The organism is Streptomyces sp. NPDC002889 (assembly GCF_042888425.1).
Classification (GTDB): Bacteria; Actinomycetota; Actinomycetes; order Streptomycetales; family Streptomycetaceae; genus Streptomyces.
Genome location: NZ_JBIAPT010000070.1, coordinates 1 through 3,180 on the forward strand (window position 1 = coordinate 1; position 3,180 = coordinate 3,180).

The 3,180-nt window shown below is 69.1% G+C and carries 4 protein-coding genes; 3 read left to right on the forward strand and 1 reads right to left on the reverse strand.

The features are described from left to right. Nucleotides 1-208: 208 nt before the first annotated feature. Entirely contained in the window at nt 209-802 is a 594-nt protein-coding gene (locus tag ACFYWI_RS38350) for a helix-turn-helix domain containing protein (RefSeq protein ID WP_389240797.1), read from the reverse strand. A gap of 199 nt (nt 803-1,001) precedes the next feature. On the opposite strand from ACFYWI_RS38350, the gene ACFYWI_RS38355 reads away from it, so the two are divergent. From ACFYWI_RS38355 to ACFYWI_RS38365, 3 genes are all read left to right on the forward strand, one after another. After that, nucleotides 1,002-1,430: a hypothetical protein gene (locus tag ACFYWI_RS38355; RefSeq protein ID WP_389240799.1), complete on the forward strand. Its 429-nt coding sequence runs from the start codon at nt 1,002-1,004 to the stop codon at nt 1,428-1,430. Nucleotides 1,431-1,550: 120 nt separating this feature from the next. Further along, nucleotides 1,551-1,898, forward strand: coding sequence for a hypothetical protein (locus ACFYWI_RS38360; protein WP_389240801.1), 348 nt, complete (start codon nt 1,551-1,553; stop codon nt 1,896-1,898). Further along, nucleotides 1,789-3,078, forward strand: a complete 1,290-nt coding sequence (locus ACFYWI_RS38365) for a UvrD-helicase domain-containing protein (protein WP_389240803.1) — start codon at nt 1,789-1,791, stop codon at nt 3,076-3,078. Before ACFYWI_RS38360 ends, ACFYWI_RS38365 begins: the two co-directional genes overlap by 110 nt. Nucleotides 3,079-3,180: the final 102 nt, after the last annotated feature.

Below are 3,180 nucleotides of genomic sequence, written 5' to 3' on the forward strand. Positions count from 1 at the left end.
GCCCTGCCTTCATGCGCGTACGGCCGGAAGATCACCCGACCAGGAACTCCGTTCGACTTGCAGGTTCCAAGATCGGTTGAGATACGGCTTCTCAGGTCAGTCGCCCAAGCGGGTAGGCAGATTCACCTAGAATCGATCACCGGTGGGCCGCGCGCTCGTTGAGTGCACCAGAACGGGCTGATCTCACCAACGCTGCCGGGCGGGGCTGTCAGCGGGGTCGCCAGGTGCGGATCTCCAGGTGGGTGATGTGGGCCCCCTCATGGATGCGGCCGGTCTCCACGAGCCATCGGTGAACCGCTGCGGTGACGTCGCCGACGGCGGCGTCGACCCGGGCTGCGAAGTCGGCTGCGTCGAACCCGCCGGTGGTGGCGGAGCCGTAGGAGCGTTCCTCGGTGTGGTCGGCGCGTTGGATGACGTCGCGGCGGATGCCGGGTGAGTCGGTGCGGCTGCCGGAGGCAAGGATGTAGCAGGCCTTCGGCATGCGGACGGTGAACGCCAGTCTGAGGCCCTGGCGTGCTGCTTCGGCGATCAGAGGGCGCAGGCGGGCGGAGCCGGAGGCGATGGCCTGGGCGCCGGCGCGGCCGGTGCCGGTGCCGGTGGGGGTGATGAGGACGGCTTTGGTGCGGACGCGGGCTCTGGTGCCGGAGGCGGTGGTGCGGCGGGTGATGCGGGGGGCGGCAATGGAGGCGAGTTCGTCGACGTCGGTGATGCCTGCGGTCTGTACGGCTCGGCCGGACGGTAGGGGCGATCGAGTCCCGCACGGATCTGTTGCCGCACTGCTGCGGACCCTGCGCGCGGACACAGCTACTGGCCGCGCTGACCGCCCCCACGGTCGCCATCACCGAGGGCCCGCATGACGTGGCAGTGCTAAGCATGGTCGACCGCCGGAAGCCTCCCTCCTCACTCCCCCTGTCCGCCCACGGGGTGCGCCTGGTCGCCTCCGGCACCGGCGGCGAGGGGGCATCGGCCAGATTCCCCGCGTCGCCAACCTGGCACGCCAGTTGGGCTTCCGCGTCCTGGCGGTGATCGACCGCGACAAGGACAGCGACCAGACCACCGACGAGCTCGCCAAGATCCAGGCCGCGTGCGACGCGGTGGTCCGGCTGCCTCCCGGCGCCATCGAGCGAGCCATGGCCGACGGCCTCCCGCTGAAGTCGCTCGCCGACGCCAGCGCCACCCTCACCGAGTACGGCATTCCCGACCCCATGGGCGGCCAGCCCACCGAGGGTGCGGTCACCAACCTGTGCAAGGTGATCCACAAACAGGGCTTGCACGAGCAGTTCCTGGAAGCCCTCTACGCCGAGTCCAACGCACCACACCCGCCGGTGATCTCCATGACGCTGGCTCTCCTGGAACTGGCTGCCGATCCTTCCCACAGCGGGCCAGGTCTGATCGATGTGCCCACCGTGTCCCGGCCAGCAGGCGCCTGATGACCTATCAGGCGCGCGAGACCAACGCGCGGTGTTCGAGAGCGTTGCGCCGGTGCTGGTGGTCAGCGGCGCGCCGGCACGGGCAAGACCACGACCGCAGTCGCCGCCGCCCGCGCCCACTTGGAAGCAGCGGACGAGAAACTGCTGCGACTGCGACAAGAAGCGGCCCGGCGCGGACAGTGCACCCAACTGCCCGCTGTGACACGGGTGTTGTTCCTATCCTTCTCACGTACCGCCGTCGCCCAGATCATCGACCGGGCCGCGAACGTCATTGGAGAGCTGCGGCCGCGGCTGGAGGTGTCGACCTTCCACGGCTTCGCCTGGAGGGTCATCACAGGCTTCGGTGCACACCACGGCTATCCACCCCGCAGAGCGTGCTCAGTCAGGCCAACCAGACCGTGCCTGGGGCTCTCCCGGACTGACGTACAGTCAACTGATGCCGGCCGCCCGCCAGCTGCTGGCCCTTGACAAGGTCCGCAACCACTACGCCGGGCGGTACACCCTCGTCATCTGCGACGAGTTCCAGGACACCGACGCCACCGAGTGGGCCTTCCTGCAACAGATCGCCCCCGCAGCGCGTCGCATCCTGCTGGGCGACGTCAACCAGAGCATCTACGAGGGCTCGTTCAAACCCGGCGTGAATCCCGCCGCCCGGATCGCCAACGCCATGGCCCTGCCCGGCGCCCGCCGGATTGACCTTCAAACCGCCAGCTACCGCGACCCCTCCGGTGTGCTGCCCGCCGCCGCGGAAGCCGCCCGCCAGCGCCGCTTCACCGACCCCGCCCTCCGCACGGCCGCCCAACAGGGCCGCCTCGCCGTCACACGGATCACCGACGACACCGGCTACGCGCAGGTCATTGAACTCGCACGGGCCGCCCGCCAGACGAAGCACACCGTCAGCATCTTCACCCACACCAACATCGCCACCACCGCCCTCTCCGACGCCTTGAACGCGGACGGCGTGGTCCATGAGCAGGTCGGTTTCACCGAGGCTCACGCGGAAGCACTCTCCGCCCAACTCGCCCTCGTCCAGTACGCGCTCGGGCAGAAGCGCACCCAGGTCCGGCGGGCGCTGGCCGTGTTTGTCACCGCTTGCCTGCGTGGCCGCGGGCTCTCCGCCCTCGCCCGGCAGATGCTGGACAAGTCCAACCCTGCGTTGGAGCGCGCCTTGCGGGCACTCGCGCTGGATCTACGCTCGGCGGGCATCGGCCCGACCGCCGATATCGACCGCCTCGCCGAGCTTGTCACCGACGCTTACACCCGCATCGGAACCTTCCGCGGCCAGGAGGCCTGGCTCCAGGCTGCCCCCACCACCCGCCGCGCACTACGTGTACTCAAGGAAGACCAGAGCATCACGGGAGTGGCCGAAGAACTCCACCGTGCCCGCGACGAGACCCTGGTGGGCGACACCCGGCCGCGCCCGCGGCCGGTACAGGTGATGAACCTCCACCAGACCAAGGGGCGCGAAGCCGACACCACTATCCTGCTGCTCGCCGACGACGAGTGGTACGGCCCCGAAGGCGAACCGTTCCCCAACGGCTCACGCCTTCTCTACGTCGTCATGACCCGCGCCCGCCACCAGGCGCACCTCGTCGTCCCGGCCAACTCCCACCCTCTGTGGGCGCCCCTCATCGCCGCCCTGGAGTAACCCCCCTCGCTAGGGTCTGTCGTCAAATGATCTTGCGTGGTGGATCATGGTCGGGTGATACGTCGCCATGAACTGTCGGATGCCGAGTGGGAGTTCGTCCGT